General features: G+C 69.8%; 18 protein-coding genes. All 18 read left to right on the top strand.

The window, feature by feature from the left end:
- The first annotated feature begins 35 nt into the window (after nt 1-35).
- The 18 genes from ABTZ91_RS07605 to ABTZ91_RS07690 all read left to right on the top strand — a co-directional run bounded on the left by ABTZ91_RS07605 (nt 36) and on the right by ABTZ91_RS07690 (nt 16,434).
- On the top strand, nt 36-1,175 hold the full coding sequence (locus tag ABTZ91_RS07605; RefSeq protein ID WP_352076205.1) for an LCP family protein: 1,140 nt from the start codon (nt 36-38) through the stop codon (nt 1,173-1,175).
- A gap of 121 nt (nt 1,176-1,296) precedes the next feature.
- Entirely contained in the window at nt 1,297-1,518 is a 222-nt protein-coding gene (gene rpmE / locus ABTZ91_RS07610) for a 50S ribosomal protein L31 (protein WP_015036196.1), read from the top strand.
- Between the two features lie 96 nt (nt 1,519-1,614).
- A complete protein-coding gene (prfA, locus tag ABTZ91_RS07615; RefSeq protein WP_345485625.1) occupies nt 1,615-2,691 on the top strand; it encodes a peptide chain release factor 1 in 1,077 nt (358 codons plus the stop codon).
- A 98-nt stretch (nt 2,692-2,789) separates the two neighbouring features.
- Nucleotides 2,790-3,635: a peptide chain release factor N(5)-glutamine methyltransferase gene (prmC, locus tag ABTZ91_RS07620; RefSeq protein WP_345485624.1), complete on the top strand. Its 846-nt coding sequence runs from the start codon at nt 2,790-2,792 to the stop codon at nt 3,633-3,635.
- 37 nt (nt 3,636-3,672) lie between these two features.
- On the top strand, nt 3,673-4,320 hold the full coding sequence (locus ABTZ91_RS07625; RefSeq protein WP_352076206.1) for an L-threonylcarbamoyladenylate synthase: 648 nt from the start codon (nt 3,673-3,675) through the stop codon (nt 4,318-4,320).
- Nucleotides 4,317-4,970: a protein-tyrosine-phosphatase gene (locus ABTZ91_RS07630; RefSeq protein WP_352076207.1), complete on the top strand. Its 654-nt coding sequence runs from the start codon at nt 4,317-4,319 to the stop codon at nt 4,968-4,970. Before ABTZ91_RS07625 ends, ABTZ91_RS07630 begins: the two co-directional genes overlap by 4 nt.
- Before the next feature lie 89 nt (nt 4,971-5,059).
- Complete coding sequence (gene glyA, locus ABTZ91_RS07635) at nt 5,060-6,319, top strand: serine hydroxymethyltransferase (protein WP_352076208.1); 1,260 nt, start codon at nt 5,060-5,062, stop codon at nt 6,317-6,319.
- 174 nt (nt 6,320-6,493) lie between these two features.
- Nucleotides 6,494-7,819: an MraY family glycosyltransferase gene (locus ABTZ91_RS07640; RefSeq protein WP_352076209.1), complete on the top strand. Its 1,326-nt coding sequence runs from the start codon at nt 6,494-6,496 to the stop codon at nt 7,817-7,819.
- Nucleotides 7,820-8,081: 262 nt separating this feature from the next.
- Complete coding sequence (locus tag ABTZ91_RS07645) at nt 8,082-8,495, top strand: hypothetical protein (protein ID WP_352076210.1); 414 nt, start codon at nt 8,082-8,084, stop codon at nt 8,493-8,495.
- Between the two features lie 225 nt (nt 8,496-8,720).
- Nucleotides 8,721-9,530: a F0F1 ATP synthase subunit A gene (atpB, locus tag ABTZ91_RS07650; protein ID WP_352076211.1), complete on the top strand. Its 810-nt coding sequence runs from the start codon at nt 8,721-8,723 to the stop codon at nt 9,528-9,530.
- A gap of 89 nt (nt 9,531-9,619) precedes the next feature.
- Nucleotides 9,620-9,853, top strand: a complete 234-nt coding sequence (gene atpE, locus ABTZ91_RS07655; RefSeq protein WP_010474382.1) for an ATP synthase F0 subunit C — start codon at nt 9,620-9,622, stop codon at nt 9,851-9,853.
- Between the two features lie 41 nt (nt 9,854-9,894).
- The gene (locus ABTZ91_RS07660) at nt 9,895-10,440 is read left to right on the top strand and encodes a F0F1 ATP synthase subunit B (RefSeq protein WP_345485616.1); all 546 of its coding nucleotides are present in this window, start codon (nt 9,895-9,897) and stop codon (nt 10,438-10,440) included.
- The gene (locus tag ABTZ91_RS07665) at nt 10,437-11,252 is read left to right on the top strand and encodes a F0F1 ATP synthase subunit delta (protein ID WP_352076212.1); all 816 of its coding nucleotides are present in this window, start codon (nt 10,437-10,439) and stop codon (nt 11,250-11,252) included. The genes ABTZ91_RS07660 and ABTZ91_RS07665 overlap by 4 nt, the downstream gene beginning before the upstream one ends.
- 131 nt (nt 11,253-11,383) lie before the next feature.
- On the top strand, nt 11,384-12,979 hold the full coding sequence (gene atpA, locus ABTZ91_RS07670) for a F0F1 ATP synthase subunit alpha (RefSeq protein WP_352076213.1): 1,596 nt from the start codon (nt 11,384-11,386) through the stop codon (nt 12,977-12,979).
- Nucleotides 12,980-12,999: 20 nt separating this feature from the next.
- On the top strand, nt 13,000-13,917 hold the full coding sequence (locus ABTZ91_RS07675; RefSeq protein ID WP_345485612.1) for a F0F1 ATP synthase subunit gamma: 918 nt from the start codon (nt 13,000-13,002) through the stop codon (nt 13,915-13,917).
- Nucleotides 13,917-15,356 carry a F0F1 ATP synthase subunit beta gene (atpD, locus tag ABTZ91_RS07680; RefSeq protein WP_345485611.1) on the top strand — a complete coding sequence of 480 codons (1,440 nt, stop codon included), beginning with the start codon at nt 13,917-13,919 and terminating at the stop codon, nt 15,354-15,356. The genes ABTZ91_RS07675 and atpD overlap by 1 nt, the downstream gene beginning before the upstream one ends.
- A 112-nt stretch (nt 15,357-15,468) precedes the next feature.
- Nucleotides 15,469-15,843 (top strand): F0F1 ATP synthase subunit epsilon, encoded by a 375-nt coding sequence (locus ABTZ91_RS07685; RefSeq protein WP_352076214.1) that lies wholly within the window; start codon nt 15,469-15,471, stop codon nt 15,841-15,843.
- Between the two features lie 144 nt (nt 15,844-15,987).
- The gene (locus tag ABTZ91_RS07690) at nt 15,988-16,434 is read left to right on the top strand and encodes a DUF2550 domain-containing protein (RefSeq protein ID WP_352076395.1); all 447 of its coding nucleotides are present in this window, start codon (nt 15,988-15,990) and stop codon (nt 16,432-16,434) included.
- Nucleotides 16,435-16,472: the final 38 nt, after the last annotated feature.

Consider the following 16,472-nt stretch of genomic DNA (forward strand, 5'->3'; position numbering starts at 1 on the left):
CACACAAGGTGAACCACAGGCCCGAGGGGAAGACGATGAGCGAGCAGAAGAAGAGCGGCCGGATAGCCGGGCGCGGCCCCGGCCGCCGCCGCAAGGCGCCCGCCAGGGGCCGCCGCGCCGCGGCCGCCGCCGCCTGGGGCGGCGCCGTGCTCGTCCTCGCCGGCGGCTCGGCACTCGGCTACGCCTACCACCGGCTCAACGGCAACCTCCAGGGCGTCGACATCAACGCCCAGCTCGGCAAGGACCGCCCCGAGGACGTCGACGACGGCTCGATGGACATCCTCGTCCTCGGCTCCGATTCCCGCTCCGGCGCCAACGGCGCGTACGGCAGGGACGAAGGCACCGCCCGCTCCGACACCGCGATGGTCGTCCACGTCCACGAGGGCCACAAGCGGGCCTCCGTGGTCTCCATCCCGCGCGACACCCTCGTCGACCGCCCGCGGTGCACCGACGGCAAGGGGGCCGCCGTCCCCGCCGCGCACCGGGCCATGTTCAACACGGCGTACGAGGTCGGCGGCCCCGCCTGCGCCGTGAAGACCGTCGAGGCGATGTCCGGCATCCGCATGGACCACTACATCGAGGTCGACTTCACCGGCTTCACCAAGCTCGTCGACGAGCTCGGCGGCGTCGAGATCACCACCACCCGGGCCATCCGGGACTCCAAGAGCCACCTCGACCTCGCCCCCGGCACCCACACCCTCGACGGCGAGCAGTCCCTCGGCCTGGTCCGCACCCGCAAGGGCGTCGGCGACGGCAGCGACCTCGGCCGCATCCAGCTCCAGCAAGCCTTCATGAAGGCCTTCATCGACCGGGTGAAGAGCGTCGGCGTCCTCACGAACCCCAAGACGCTGCTCGACCTCGCCGACACCGCCACCAAGGCCATCACGCCCGACTCCGAGCTCGACTCGGTGAACGAGCTGACGGCCTTCGCCAGGGGCCTGTCCGGACTCGGCGCCGACGACGTCCACATGATCACGCTGCCGGTCGAGTACGACCCCCTCGACCCCAACCGGGTGGTGCCCCTCGCGGCCCAGGGACGCCAGGTCTGGAAGGCCCTCAAGGCCGACCGCCCGATCCCCGCGTCCGCCGTGAAGGACACGGCCACCGGCAAGGCCGAAGGCGTCGTGAAGCAGACCGGGGCCGACCGGGAGCGGTCGGGAAACGCCCGGGAATAGTTCTGGCCCGACCCCGGTTTTGGGAGATGCGGCCGGTCCTGGCAGACTGGTACGTCGGCCCCGGTTCACGCAGGTGCATCCCGCACCGCGACCCGGAGCCCTCCCGAAACTAGGAGACACCTTGAAGCGCGAGATCCACCCCGAGTACGTCGAGACCCAGGTCAGCTGCACCTGCGGCGCGTCGTTCACCACCCGTAGCACCCTGACCGAGGGCACCATCCGTGCCGAGGTCTGCTCCGAGTGCCACCCGTTCTACACGGGCAAGCAGAAGATCCTCGACACCGGTGGCCGCGTGGCCCGCTTCGAGGCCCGCTTCGGCAAGGCTGCCGGCTCCGCCAAGTAGCGAGCCACTGCGCCGGTCTTCGGCTGCCCCCGCGCGGGGCGGCCGGGACCGGCGCTTTGCCGTCCCGTAGCAACTTACGAAAACCAGGAGCCCCCGATGTTCGAGGCGGTCGAGGAACTGGTCGGCGAACACGCCGACCTCGAGAAGAAGCTCGCCGATCCTTCGGTCCACGCCGACCAGGCCAACGCGCGCAAGCTGAACAAGCGGTACGCCGAGCTGACCCCGATCGTCGCCACCTACCGCTCCTGGAAGCAGACCGGTGACGACATCGAGACCGCCCGCGAGCTGGCGCACGACGACCCGGACTTCGCCGCCGAGGTGAAGGAGCTGGAGAAGCAGCGCGAGGAGCTGACCGACCGGCTGCGGCTGCTGCTCGTCCCGCGCGACCCCAGCGACGACAAGGACGTCATCCTGGAGATCAAGGCCGGCGCCGGCGGCGACGAGTCCGCCCTCTTCGCCGGCGACCTGCTGCGGATGTACCTGCGCTACGCCGAGCGCGTCGGCTGGAAGACCGAGATCATCGACGCCACCGAGTCCGAGCTCGGCGGCTACAAGGACGTCCAGGTCGCCGTGAAGACCAAGGGCGGCAACGGGGCCACCGAGCCCGGCCAGGGCGTCTGGGCGCGACTGAAGTACGAGGGCGGTGTGCACCGCGTGCAGCGCGTGCCCGCCACCGAGTCGCAGGGCCGCATCCACACCTCCGCCGCCGGTGTGCTCGTCACGCCCGAGGCCGAGGAGGTCGAGGTCGAGATCCACGCCAACGACCTGCGCATCGACGTCTACCGCTCGTCCGGCCCCGGCGGCCAGTCCGTCAACACGACCGACTCCGCCGTCCGCATCACCCACCTGCCGACCGGCATCGTCGCCTCCTGCCAGAACGAGAAGAGCCAGCTCCAGAACAAGGAGCAGGCCATGCGCATCCTGCGCTCCCGGCTGCTGGCCGCCGCGCAGGAGAAGGCCGAGGCCGAGGCCGCCGACGCCCGCCGCAGCCAGGTCCGCACCGTCGACCGCTCCGAGAAGATCCGTACGTACAACTATCCGGAGAACCGCATCTCGGACCACCGCGTCGGCTTCAAGGCGTACAACTTGGACCAGGTGCTCGACGGCGAGCTCGACGCGGTCATCCAGGCCTGCGTGGACGCCGACGCGGCGGCCAAGATGGCCGGCTCGTAAGGCCCGCGCGCAAGGCCCCCGCGCGTCCGGCCCGCGTCGGCCCGGCGCGCCGGGCCGCCCCAAGCCCCACCCCGCACCCCGCACCACGGAGGACCAGCGTGAACCTGCTGCTTGCCGAGGTGGCCCAGGCCACCCAGCGGCTGGCCGACGCCGGCGTTCCCTCACCGCGTTTCGACGCCGAGGAGCTCGCCGCGTTCGTGCACGGCGTCAAGCGGGGGGAGCTGCACAACGTCAAGGACGCGGACTTCGACGCCCGCTACTGGGAGGCCATCGCCCGCCGCGAGGCGCGCGAGCCGCTCCAGCACATCACCGGCCGGGCGTTCTTCCGCTACCTGGAGCTCCAGGTCGGTCCCGGCGTCTTCGTGCCGCGCCCCGAGACCGAGTCCGTGGTCGGCTGGGCGATAGACGCCGTACGGGCCATGGACGTCGTCGAGCCGCTGATCGTCGACCTGTGCACCGGCTCCGGCGCCATCGCGCTCGCCATGGCGCAGGAGGTGCCGCGCTCGCGCGTGCACGCCGTGGAGCTCTCCGACGACGCGCTCGTGTGGACCCGGAAGAACGCCGAGGGCTCGCGCGTCACCGTCCACCAGGGCGACGCGCTGACCGCGCTGCCGGAGCTCGACGGCCAGGTCGACCTGGTCATCTCCAACCCGCCGTACATCCCGCTCACCGAGTGGGAGTACGTGGCGCCCGAGGCCCGCGACCACGACCCCGAGATGGCCCTGTTCTCCGGCGAGGACGGCCTCGACACCATCCGGGGCATCGAGCGCACCGCGCACCGGCTGCTGCGGCCGGGCGGGCTCGTCGTCGTCGAGCACGCGGACACCCAGGGCGGCCAGGTGCCGTGGATCTTCAACGAGGAGGCCGGCTGGGCGGACGCCGCCGACCACCCCGACCTCAACAACCGGCCGCGGTTCGCGACGGCGCGCAAGGCCACCCCATGACCATGGACGACGACGTGTACGAGGAGGACCGGGACTGATGGCTCGGCGATACGACTGCAACGAGGCGACGGACCGGGCGACGGGTCTGCGTGAGGCCGCGTCCGCCGTACGCCGCGGCGAGCTGGTCGTGCTCCCCACCGACACGGTGTACGGGCTCGGGGCGGACGCCTTCGGCTCGGAGGCCGTCGCGGACCTGCTCGCGGCCAAGGGGCGCGGGCGGAACATGCCGACGCCCGTCCTGATCGGCTCCCCGAACACGCTGCACGGGCTCGTCACGGACTTCTCCGAGCAGGCGTGGGAGCTCGTCGACGCGTTCTGGCCGGGGGCGCTGACCCTGGTCGCCCGCCACCAGCCCTCGCTGCAGTGGGACCTGGGCGACACCCGCGGCACCGTCGCCATCCGGATGCCGCTGCACCCGGTCGCGATCGAACTGCTCACGGAGGTCGGCCCGATGGCGGTCTCCTCGGCGAACCTGAGCGGTCACCCGGCGCCGGAGGACTGCGACGCGGCGCAGGGCATGCTCGGGGACTCCGTCTCCGTCTACCTCGACGGCGGCCCCACGCCCGGCAACGTGCCCTCGTCGATCGTCGACGTCACGGGCAAGGTGCCGGTGCTGCTGCGCGAGGGCGCGCTGTCGGCGGAGGAGCTCCGGAAGGTGGTACCCGACCTCGAGGTGTCCAATTGACCGCCCCTGAGGGGCGTGGCATAGCGGGGCACGAGCACGACGGCAGTACTTTCCGCATCCTCCACGTCAGCACCGGCAACGTCTGCCGCTCGCCGATCACCGAGCGGCTGACCCGCCATGCCCTGATCGACCGCCTCGGCGACCCCCTGGGCGGCGGCCTGATCGTGGAGAGCGCGGGCACGTGGGGCCACGAGGGCGCTCCCATGGAGACCAACGCGGAGCTCGTCCTCGCGGAGATCGGCGCCGACTACACCGGCTTCGTGGGCCGCGAGCTCCTCGACGAGCACGTCATCCGCGCCGACCTGGTCCTCACCGCGACCCGTGACCACCGCGCCCAGGTCATCTCGATGGGCCACTCGGCGGGCCTGCGCACCTTCACCCTGAAGGAGTTCACCCGCCTCGTCCGTGCGATAGATCCGGCCACGCTCCCCGACCCGATGGGCGAGGGCGGCACCGTCGACCGCGCCCGGGCCCTGGTCCGCGCCGCCGCCGCTCTACGCGGGTGGCTCCTGGCCCCGTCGGCGGAGGCGGACGAGGTCAACGACCCGTACGGGGCGCCGATCACCTTCTTCCGCTCCATCGGCGACGAGATCCAGCAGGCGCTCGATCCCGTGGTGACGGCGCTGACGGGGGTGCCGGCCAAGCGGTAGAGGCCACTTGGCGCAGTGGGGGAGCGGCCGGGGGGGCGGCGTGTCTACAGTGGTTTTCTGGCCATGCTCCTCACCGTACGGAGTGCCCCATGCCGGTCACCGCGCCCCCCGAAGACGAGCTCGACGTGCTGCGTCGGCAGGACCCCGAAGTCGCCGACGTGCTGCTCGGGGAGGCGCGGCGGCAGGGGGACGGGCTGCAGCTGATCGCCGCCGAGAACTTCACCTCGCGGGCGGTGCTGGCCGCGCTCGGCTCGCGGCTGGCCAACAAGTACGCCGAGGGCTACCCGGGAGCCCGGTACCACGGCGGGTGCGAGTACGCCGACGCGGCCGAGCGGATCGCCGTCGACCGGGCCAAGGCGCTGTTCGGGGCCGAGCACGCGAACGTACAGGCGCATTCCGGGTCCTCCGCCGTGCTGGCCGCGTACGCCGCGCTGCTGCGGCCCGGGGACACCGTGCTCGCGATGGGGCTCGCGTACGGCGGGCACCTCACGCACGGCTCGCCCGCGAACTTCTCGGGCCGCTGGTTCGACTTCGTCCCGTACGGCGTCGACGCCGAGACCGGCCTCGTCGACTACGAACAGGTCGCCGCCCTCGCCCGGCACCACCGGCCGAAGGCGATCGTCTGCGGGTCGATCTCCTATCCCCGCCACCTCGACTACGCGATCTTCCGGACGATCGCCGACGAGGTGGGCGCCTATCTCATCGCGGACGCCGCCCACCCGCTCGGCCTGGTCGCCGGCGGCGCGGCCCCGAGCCCCGTCCCGTACGCCGACATCGTCTGCGGCACCACCCACAAGGTGCTGCGCGGTCCGCGCGGCGGCCTCCTGCTGTGCGGGGCGGAGCTCGCGCAGCAGGTGGACCGGGCCGTGTTCCCGTTCTCGCAGGGCGGCGCGCAGATGCACACGATCGCGGCCAAGGCGGTGGCCTTCGGCGAGGCGGCCACCCCGGCCTTCTCCGCGTACGCCCATCGGGTGGTCGACAACGCCCGCGTCCTCGCCGACGCCCTCGCCACCGAGGGCTTCGCCCCGACCACCGGCGGCACGGACACCCACCTCATCACCGCCGACCCGGCCCCGCTCGGCGTCGAGGGCCGCACCGCCCGCGCCCGGCTCGCCGCCGCCGGCATCGTGCTCGACACCTGCGCGCTGCCGTACGGCGACGGGCGCGGCATCCGGCTCGGCACCGCCGCCGTCACCACGCAGGGGATGGGCGCTGCGGAGATGGCGAGGATCGCCGCGCTGTTCGGCGCCGCGCTGCGGGACGACCCGGAGGAGACGGCCAGGGTGCGGGCGGAGGCACGCGAGCTCGCGGGGCGGTTTCCTCCGTACGGCCCCCCGTACGGGCGGTGAACGGGGCCGCGGGAGAGGTCGCTTCCGAAGCCGCCTCCAGGCCCCGTCAGGGCCCCGCGAAGGCCCTCCGGGCGCCCCTGGGAACCGTTCGCGCGCTGCCGGTGTCCTCGACCATGGGGACGGCCCGGCTAGGGTGTGGGGCTGAGATGGCCAGCGATTCCTGTGGGGCAGCCCGTGCGTGATTACCTGCTGACGCTCTGTGTCACGGCCGCGGTGACCTATCTGCTGACCGGTCCGGTGCGGAAGTTCGCCATCGCGACCGGGGCGATGCCGGAGATCCGCGCCCGCGACGTGCACCGAGAACCGACTCCGCGGCTCGGTGGCATCGCCATGTTCTTCGGGCTGTGCGCGGGCCTCCTGGTCGCCGACCACCTGCAGAACCTCAACAGCGTCTTCGAGCTGTCCAACGAGCCCCGCGCGCTGCTCTCCGGCGCCGCCCTGATCTGGCTGATCGGCGTCCTGGACGACAAGTTCGAGCTGGACGCCCTGATCAAGCTGGGCGCGCAGATGATCTCCGCCGGCGTGATGGTGATCCAGGGTCTGACGATCCTGTGGCTGCCGATCCCCGGCGTCGGCACGGTCGCCCTCACCCAGTGGCAGGGCACGCTGCTCACCGTCGCCCTGGTGGTGCTCACCATCAACGCCGTGAACTTCGTCGACGGACTGGACGGCCTGGCCGCCGGCATGGTGTGCATCGCCGCCGCCGCCTTCTTCCTCTACGCGTACCGGATCTGGTTCGGCTACACGATCGAGGCGGCCGCGCCCGCGACCCTCTTCGCCGCGATCCTCATGGGCATGTGCCTGGGCTTCCTGCCGCACAACATGCACCCGGCGCGGATCTTCATGGGCGACTCGGGCTCGATGCTGATCGGTCTGATCCTGGCCGCCTCGGCCATCTCCATCACGGGGCAGGTCGACCCGGACGCCCTGAAGATCTTCGAGGGCTCGACGAAGGCGGCCACCCACGCCGCCCTGCCGGTCTTCATCCCGCTGGTGCTGCCGCTGACCATCATCGCGATCCCGATGGCCGACCTGGTGCTCGCGATCGTGCGCCGCACGTGGAAGGGCCAGTCGCCGTTTGCCGCGGACCGGGGGCACCTGCACCACCGGCTCCTGGAGATCGGGCACTCGCACAGCCGCGCGGTGCTGATCATGTACTTCTGGTCGGCGCTGATCGCCTTCGGGACGCTGGCCTACTCGGTCCACTCGACGTCGATGTGGATCGTCCTCTCGGTCGTCTTCCTGAGCGCCGTCGGCCTGGTGCTGCTCCTGCTGCCGCGGTTCTCGCCGCGCGCCCCGCGCTGGGCGGAGGCGGTCGTCCCGCCGCGCTACCGGCGCCGTGGGCGCACGGCGCCGGCCGGGGGTGCCGTCGAGCCGTCGGGGCCGGCGTCGGAGCCGGAGGAGGAGCGGGTGCCCGTGCCCGCCGGGGTCAACGGGGCGACCGCCATCGGTCACCGTTCGCGGTTCTCCGACCGGAGTAAGGCCGGGGCGCGGGGTTGACGAAAGCCCCAGTCGGCGCCAATACCAGACAAGACGCCCCGCTGTCCTGCACACACGCGCGCACTAGCTCTCACGTGTGACAGTTGGCACACCCTCTGGGTAAAGACCTATTCAAATAGTTTGTGATACGGTTCACGAGACCCGGCGACAGAGCCGAAGGACCGTAGTGCGACGGTTCCTTGGCCCCGAGACCCACCTCGGACCGGGCTTACGCTCGTCCATGACGACACCATCGCCCCCTCCAGCAAGCGGAGACACCGCCATGCCGTCCAACGACGCACGCACCCTGCTGCACACCGCCGTGCCCACCGCAGCCGTCGGCGCCATCGCCACGGTCGTCAGCGGTGTGGTCGCCGGTGGCAAGGGCGCGCTCGGCGCCGTCATCGGCACCGCGGTCGTGATCCTCTTCATGGGCATCGGGCTGGTGGTTCTGCAGCGGACGGCGAAGAAGCTTCCGCAGCTGTTCCAGGCCATGGGACTGATGCTCTACACGGCCCAGCTGCTGGTCCTCTTCCTCTTCCTGGCCTTGCTGAAGGACACCTCGGCGTTCGACTTCAAGGCCTTCGCCTTCACGCTGCTCGCTACGACCATCGTGTGGGTCGCCGCCCAGGCCCGGGCCTACATGAAGGCCAAGATCATGTACGTCGACCCCGAGAACACGGGGCCGAAGTCGTGAAGGGTAGGGCCGGGATAAAGGCGCGTTCGGCTTCCTGCTATCGTCCGGTGCCAACTGCGGCACTGCGGGCGCGGGCATCCGAAGCGGCGCCTGTCCCAGCGCGAGGCTCGATGCCGAACCGCCGCCCCCTTATCCGTAAGACCAGTCCAGTGCCGACCCGCGGCTGCGTGCCGCGCCGACACAACGAGGTTGCCGTACCTATGCGCCACGCTGAAGGAGCCCGCGGTGAGTGCTGACCAGACGCTTGCCTTCGACCCGGATTGCCACATCTTCACTGGATGCGGCTTCCCGGCGCCGGGCCTGCACACGTTCATGTACGAGCCCATCTTCTCCGCGGGCGGCTTCGACTTCACGAAGCCGATGCTGCTCGCGATCCTGGGTTCGATCGTGGTCGTCGGCTTCTTCTGGGCCGCTTTCAACAAGCCCAAGCTGATCCCCGGCAAGATGCAGATGGTCGGTGAGGCCGGCTACGACTTCGTGCGCCGCGGCATCGTCTACGAGATCATCGGCAAGAAGGACGGCGAGAAGTACGTCCCGCTGATGGTGTCCCTGTTCTTCTTCGTGTGGATCATGAACCTCTGGTCCATCATCCCGCTCGCGCAGTTCCCGGTCACCTCGCTGATCGCCTTCCCGGCGGCCCTCGCGCTGATCGTCTACGTGCTCTGGATCTCGCTGACCTTCAAGAAGCACGGCTTCGTCGGCGGCTGGAAGAACATCACCGGCTACGACAAGTCGCTCGGCCCGATCCTTCCCCTGGTCGTCGTCCTCGAGTTCTTCTCGAACCTGCTCATCCGGCCCTTCACGCACGCGGTCCGACTGTTCGCGAACATGTTCGCCGGTCACCTGCTCATCGTGATGTTCTCCCTGGCCACCTGGTACCTCATGAACGGCCTGGGCTTCGTCTACGCCGGCGCCTCGTTCGTGATGGTCATCATCATGACCGCCTTCGAGCTCTTCATCCAGGCTGTCCAGGCGTACGTCTTCGTCCTCCTGGCCTGCAGCTACGTCCAGGGCGCGCTCTCCGAGCACCACTGAGCCGGCCCGGCAGCAGCACCACCCCCCTTACCAACAGTCGTCCGGTGGCCAACCCCCACCGGGTCCTTGAAAGAGAAGGAAGAACCGGCATGTCCGCTCTCGAGACTCTCGCCGCCGTCAACGGAAACGTCGCCTCCATCGGTTACGGCCTCGCGGCCATCGGCCCGGGCGTCGGCGTCGGCATCATCTTCGGTAACGGCACCCAGGCCCTCGCCCGTCAGCCCGAGGCGGCCGGCCTGATCCGTACCAACCAGATCATGGGTTTCGCGTTCTGTGAGGCGCTCGCCCTCATCGGCATCGTCATGGGCTTCGTCTACAAGTAAGCCGGACCGACAGCCCATACCTTTTTACGGAAGGCACTGATGTGAACGCTCTGCTTCTTGCGGCAGCGGCGGAGGAGCAGCCTCCGCTCATCCCGCATCTCGACGAGCTCGTCATCGGCCTGATCGCCTTCGTCATCGTCTTCGGCTTCCTCGCCAAGAAGCTTCTCCCGAACATCAACAAGGTTCTGGAAGAGCGCCGCGAGGCCATCGAGGGTGGCATCGAGAAGGCCGAGTCGGCCCAGATCGAGGCTCAGAGTGTGCTGGAGCAGTACAAGGCTCAGCTCGCCGAGGCCCGCCACGAGGCCGCGCGTCTCCGCCAGGAGGCGACGGAGCAGGGCACCGCGATCATCCAGGAGATGAAGGCGGAAGGCCAGCGCCAGCGCGAGGAGATCATCGCGGCCGGTCACGCCCAGATCGAGGCCGACCGCAAGGCCGCGTCCGCCGCACTGCGTCAGGACGTGGGCAAGCTCGCCACCGACCTGGCCGCGAAGCTGGTCGGCGAGGCCCTCGAGGACCACGCCCGCCAGAGCCGCACCATCGACCGCTTCCTCGACGAGCTCGAGGAGAAGGCCGAGGCCGTCCGATGAACGGAGCGAGCCGCGAGGCACTGGGCGCCGCACGCGAGGCCCTCGACGCGCTGACCGACAACACGTCGGTGGATGCGGGCAAGCTCGCGGGCGAGCTGGCTGCCGTCACCGCGCTGCTCGACCGCGAGGTGTCGCTGCGTCGGGTCCTGACCGACCCGGCGCAGGCGGGCGAGGCCAAGGCCACGCTCGCCCAGCGACTCCTGTCCGGTCAGGTGGGCGGCGAGACCGTCGACCTGGTCTCCGGAATGGTCCGTTCCCGCTGGTCGCAGTCGCGCGACCTGGTCGACGCGGTCGAGGAGCTGGCGAACACCGCCGACCTCACCGCCGCCCAGAAGGCGGGCGCCCTCGACGACGTCGAGGACGAGCTGTTCCGCTTCGGCCGGATCGTCTCCTCCAGCACCGAGCTCCGCTCGGCGCTGACGGACAAGGCCGCGAAGGCCTCCGCCAAGGGCGAGCTGCTGCGCAGCCTGCTCGGCGGCAAGGCCAACCCCGTCACCGAGCGACTGGTCGTCCGTCTCGTGACGCAGCCCCGGGGACGTAGCCTGGAAGCGGGACTCGAGTCCCTGTCCAAGCTCGCCGCGGCGCGCCGCGACCGGATGGTCGCCGTCGTCACCTCGGCGGTGCCGCTCAGCGACGGGCAGAAGCAGCGCCTCGGCGCCGTGCTGGCCAAGCTGTACGGCCGCCAGATGCACCTGAACCTGGACGTGGACCCCACGGTCCTCGGCGGGATCTCGGTGCGGGTCGGCGACGAGGTCATCGACGGCACCATCGCCGAGCGCCTCGACGAGGCGACCCGGCGACTGGCCGGCTGACCTCGGCCACAACTCAAGAAGCATGACCAGCGGCCCGGTTGGGCCGTGCAGAGATTGCAGAAGATTCCTGGGGGTCGGCCCCCAGACCCCCTAAGAAACTTCGGGCCCAACAAGGAGAGCAGGGAACCCAGATGGCGGAGCTCACGATCCGGCCGGAGGAGATCCGGGACGCGCTGGAGAACTTCGTCCAGTCGTACCAGCCGGACGCGGCCTCGCGCGAGGAGGTCGGCACGGTCAGCCTGGCCGGCGACGGTATCGCGAAGGTCGAGGGTCTTCCCTCGGCCATGGCGAACGAGCTGCTGAAGTTCGAGGACGGCACTCTCGGCCTCGCGCTGAACCTGGAAGAGCGCGAGATCGGTGCGATCGTCCTCGGCGAGTTCAGCGGCATCGAGGAGGGACAGTCGGTGCAGCGCACCGGCGAGGTCCTCTCCGTCGGCGTCGGTGAGGGATACCTGGGTCGCGTCGTCGACCCGCTCGGCAACCCGATCGACGGTCTCGGCGAGATCGCGACCGAGGGCCGCCGCGCCCTCGAGCTGCAGGCGCCCGGCGTCATGCAGCGCAAGTCGGTCCACGAGCCGATGGAGACCGGCTACAAGGCCGTCGACGCCATGACCCCGGTCGGCCGTGGTCAGCGTCAGCTGATCATCGGTGACCGCCAGACCGGCAAGACCGCCCTGGCCGTCGACACGATCATCAACCAGCGCGACAACTGGCGCTCGGGCGACGTGAACAAGCAGGTCCGCTGCATCTACGTCGCCATCGGCCAGAAGGGCTCCACCATCGCGTCCGTGCGCGCGGCCCTCGAAGAGGCCGGTGCGCTCGAGTACACGACGATCGTCGCCGCCCCGGCGTCCGACCCGGCCGGCTTCAAGTACCTCGCCCCGTACACCGGCTCGGCCATCGGCCAGCACTGGATGTACCAGGGCAAGCACGTCCTGATCGTCTTCGACGACCTGTCGAAGCAGGCCGACGCCTACCGCGCCGTGTCGCTGCTGCTGCGCCGCCCGCCGGGCCGTGAGGCCTACCCGGGTGACGTCTTCTACCTGCACTCCCGCCTGCTCGAGCGCTGCGCCAAGCTCTCGGACGAGCTGGGTGCCGGTTCGATGACCGGTCTGCCGATCGTCGAGACCAAGGCCAACGACGTCTCGGCGTTCATCCCGACCAACGTCATCTCCATCACGGACGGCCAGTGCTTCCTGGAGTCCGACCTGTTCAACGCCGGTCAGCGTCCGGCCCTGAACGTCGGTATCTCCGTCTCCCGTGTCGGTGGCTCGGCCCAGCACAAGGCGATGAAGCAGATCTCCGGCCGTCTGCGCGTGGACCTGGCCCAGTTCCGTGAGCTGGAGGCGTTCGCCGCCTTCGGTTCCGACCTGGACGCCGCGTCGAAGGCGCAGCTGGAGCGCGGTCAGCGCATGGTCGAGCTGCTGAAGCAGCCGCAGTACCAGCCGATGGCCACGGAGAACCAGGTCGTCTCCATCTGGGCCGGCACCACCGGCAAGATGGACGACGTCCCGGTCGCCGACATCCGCCGCTTCGAGGCCGAGATGCTGACGTACCTGCGTCAGAACCACTCGGGCCTCATGACCTCCATCCGTGAGGGCGGCAAGATGTCGGACGACACGCTGCAGTCCGTCGGCGACGCGATCGCGGAGTTCAAGAAGCAGTTCGAGACCTCTGACGGCAAGCTGCTCGGCGACGACGCCTCCGCCGTCAACGTCTCGAAGTGACGACGGAAGGGACCTGACTCATGGGAGCGCAGCTCCGGGTCTACAAGCGTCGCATCAAATCCGTCACCGCGACGAAGAAGATCACCAAGGCGATGGAGATGATCGCCGCCTCGCGCGTCGTCAAGGCGCAGCGCAAGGTGCAGGCGTCGACCCCGTACGCCACCGAGCTCACCCGCGCGGTGACCGCGGTGGCCACGGGCGCCAACGACAAGCACCCGCTGACCACCGAGGCGGAGAACCCGACCCGCGCCGCGGTCCTGCTCCTCACGAGCGACCGCGGTCTGGCCGGCGCGTTCAACTCCAACGCCATCAAGGCGGCGGAGCAGCTCATCCGGAAGCTGGAGGGCGAGGGCAAGGAGGTCGACATCTACGTGGTCGGCCGCCGAGGCGTCGCGCACTTCAACTTCCGTGAGCGCAAGCTGGCCGACACGTGGACCGGCTTCACGGACGAGCCGACGTACGCGGACGCCAAGAAGATCGGCGAACCGCTGATCGAGGCGATCGAGAAGGAGACGGCGGAGGGCGGCGTGGACGAGCTCCACATCGTCTACACCGAGTTCGTCTCGATGATGACGCAGACGGCGGTCGAGGCCCGGCTGCTGCCCCTCAGCCTCGACGAGGTCGCGAAGGAGGCCGGCGAGACGGACAAGCTCCGTCCGCTGTACGACTTCGAGCCCTCGGCGGAGGACGTCCTGGACGCCCTCCTCCCGCGCTACGTCGAGAGCCGCATCTACAACGCGCTGCTTCAGTCCTCGGCCTCGAAGCACGCCGCCACGCGGCGCGCGATGAAGTCGGCGACCGACAACGCGGGTGAGCTGATCACCAACCTCACCCGACTTGCCAACGCGGCCCGCCAGGCCGACATCACCCAGGAAATCAGCGAGATCGTCGGTGGCACCGCAGCCCTGGCCGACGCGACCGCGGGGAGTGACAAGTAATGACGACCACTGTTGAGACGGCCGCCGCCACGGGCCGCGTCGCCCGGGTCATCGGCCCGGTCGTCGACGTGGAGTTCCCCGTCGACGCGATGCCGGAGATCTACAACGCGCTGAACGTCCAGGTGCCGGACCCGTCCGGTGAGGGCACCAAGACGCTGACCCTCGAGGTCGCGCAGCACCTTGGTGACGGCATGGTCCGCACCATCTCGATGCAGCCCACCGACGGTCTGGTCCGCCAGGCCCCGGTGACCGACACGGGCGACGCGATCACCGTGCCCGTCGGTGACGTCACCAAGGGCAAGGTGTTCAACACCCTGGGCGAGGTCCTCAACGAGGACCCCTCCACGGTCGCGGACGCCGAGCGCTGGGGGATCCACCGCAAGGCCCCGGCCTTCGACCAGCTCGAGTCCAAGACCGAGATGTTCGAGACCGGCCTGAAGGTCGTCGACCTCCTCACCCCGTACGTCAAGGGTGGAAAGATCGGTCTGTTCGGTGGTGCCGGTGTCGGCAAGACCGTTCTGATCCAGGAAATGATCATGCGTGTGGCGAAGCTGCACGAGGGTGTGTCGGTCTTCGCGGGCGTCGGCGAGCGCACCCGTGAGGGCAACGACCTCATGGTCGAGATGGAGGAGGCCGGCGTTCTCGACAAGACCGCGCTGGTCTTCGGCCAGATGGACGAGCCCCCGGGCACCCGTCTGCGCGTGGCCCTCGCCGGTCTGACCATGGCGGAGTACTTCCGCGATGTGCAGAAGCAGGACGTGCTGTTCTTCATCGACAACATCTTCCGCTTCACCCAGGCCGGTTCCGAGGTGTCGACCCTGCTCGGCCGTATGCCCTCCGCGGTGGGCTACCAGCCGAACCTGGCCGACGAGATGGGTCTCCTCCAGGAGCGCATCACCTCGACCCGTGGTCACTCGATCACCTCGATGCAGGCGATCTACGTCCCCGCCGACGACCTCACCGACCCGGCGCCGGCGACCACCTTCGCCCACCTCGACGCGACGACGGTTCTCTCCCGTCCGATCTCCGAGAAGGGCATCTACCCGGCCGTGGACCCGCTGGACTCCACGTCCCGGATCCTGGACCCGCGTTACATCGCGCAGGACCACTACGACACCGCCATGCGGGTCAAGGGCATCCTGCAGAAGTACAAGGACCTCCAGGACATCATCGCGATCCTCGGTATCGACGAGCTGAGCGAGGAGGACAAGCTCGTCGTCCACCGCGCGCGGCGTGTCGAGCGCTTCCTGTCCCAGAACACCCACGCGGCGAAGCAGTTCACCGGTGTGGACGGTTCGGACGTTCCGCTCGACGAGTCGATCTCCGCGTTCAACGCGATCTGCGACGGAGAGTTCGACCACTTCCCGGAGCAGGCCTTCTTCATGTGTGGTGGTCTCGAGGACCTCAAGAAGAACGCCAAGGAGCTCGGCGTCTCCTGAGCTCCGTGCTCGCCTGAGGGGGGCGGGATCGGTCCCGCCCCCCTCGCCACGCCCACTAGAATTGATCCCAACACCCGGCAGCACCGCCGGGTGGTGACCCGAGGAGCCAACCTTGGCTGCTGAGCTGCACGTCGAGCTGGTCGCCGCTGACCGGAGTGTCTGGTCCGGCGAGGCCACCCTGGTCATCGCGCGTACCACCTCCGGCGACATCGGCGTCATGCCCGGTCACCAGCCGCTGCTCGGTGTGCTGGAGTCGGGCCCGGTGACGATCCGCACGAGCGAGGGCGGCACGGTCGTGGCCGCCGTCCACGGCGGTTTCATCTCCTTCGCCGATGACAAGCTGTCTCTGCTCGCGGAGATCGCCGAGCTGGCGGACGAGATCGACGCCCAGCGCGCCGAGCGCGCGCTGGAGCGGGCCAAGGCCGAGGAGGACGCCGCCGCCGAGCGGCGCGCCGAGGTCCGGCTGCGCGCGGTAGCGGTCCGCTAGCGGACCGCGCCGAGAGTTGTTTCCTCAGCCGCGGCACGACTGGAATGTTCCAGACCGTGCCGCGGCTGAGGCGATGCAGATGCAGGTTGTATTCGGTCAGACCGGGTCCACCGGTCACGGGAAGCGGCGAGGAGGTCGGTGAAGATGTTCCTCGCGCTGCTTGTCTGCGGCCTGGTCGTCGCACTGGTGGTGATCGGGCTCTTCGTCTTCGGCTTGCGCCGGAGGCTGATCCAGCGCGCCGGCGGCACCTTCGACTGTTCCCTGCGCTGGAACGTGCCGGAGACGCCGGACACCACCGGCAAGGGCTGGGTGTACGGCGTCGCCCGCTACAGCGGTGACGAGATCGCCTGGTTCCGTGTCTTCTCGTACGCGCCCCGCCCGCGCCGCGTCCTGGAGCGCTCGGCCATCGAGGTCCTGGAGCGCCGGATGCCGGAGGGCGAGGAGGAGCTGGCCCTCCTTTCGGACTCCGTGATCCAGGGCTGTCTGCACCGCGGCACGCGCCTGGAGCTGGCCATGAGCGAGGACGCGCTCACCGGCTTCCTGGCCTGGCTGGAGGCGGCGCCCCCGGGGCAACGAGTCAATGTCGCCTGATCCCCTTGTCGATTCCTCTGTACGGCCCGGTGAGTGCC

It is taken from the genome of Streptomyces sp. NPDC126499, assembly GCF_040302485.1.
In the GTDB taxonomy this organism is placed as follows: Bacteria; Actinomycetota; Actinomycetes; order Streptomycetales; family Streptomycetaceae; genus Streptomyces.